Source organism: Phyllobacterium sp. P5_D12, from assembly GCF_054049495.1.
Map to the genome: position 1 here is coordinate 1 of NZ_JBFUMG010001101.1, position 712 is coordinate 712.

1 protein-coding gene is annotated in these 712 nt (G+C 57.0%); it reads right to left on the reverse strand.

Annotated elements, in window-relative coordinates:
• Positions 1-623, reverse strand: a 623-nt coding sequence (locus ACXJ5O_RS28940) for a Gfo/Idh/MocA family protein (RefSeq protein ID WP_457302909.1), incomplete at its 3' end; no start/stop codon positions are given.
• Between the last annotated feature and the right edge of the window lie 89 nt (positions 624-712).

A 712-nucleotide genomic window follows, 5' to 3' on the forward strand; every position in this document is an offset into this window, starting at 1 on the left:
GCGTTGATGCTGTCTGAAAGCGGCATGACTGTCGAGGTTTTTTCGTTTTTACGCATCGCGTCCATCATAGCCATCGCTTCGAATTGTAAGCCATTGCCCTCGAAGGGATAGTCTTCCACCCTTCGTCCGGGCAATGGAAGTCGATCGAGTATTTTGCCGACAAGCCCCGACGGCCTTTGCAGCGGGCCAAAGGGCGCGCGCTGCGCGAAGCCGCGATAGACCGTCAGTCGCTGCGCCTTCAGGAAGGGCGCATCCAACCGGAGGACACCTTTTGTGCCTTCGATGACGAAATGGTTAGCACCATCACGGTCGAACCCGCTCGTGAGTTGCGCTTCCGCTTCGTCGTAATGCAGCGTTATCTCTGAACTCATGTCGACGCCATTCGGCGCAGGGTACCAGAGGCCTGAAACCTTCTGTGGCTGGCCTAGAAAGTACATAGCGAGCGATACGCAATAGATACCGAGGTCGAGACTGGCGCCGCCGCCAAGCGATCGGCTGAAATAGCGACTTTCTGGGTCATACTGGTGTGCATAGGCCAGTTCCGCCGTTATCTTGCAAATAGCGCCGATCTCGCCCGCATCGATATTGGTGCATGAAGGCCGCCACCGCGACCGTGACGCCATATTCGAGGTCTACAAGGCGCGGCTGGTGTCGATCCTCTCCAAGCTCTGACTTGCGCGGATAATGACCATTGGCGATTCGCTCCAACTGC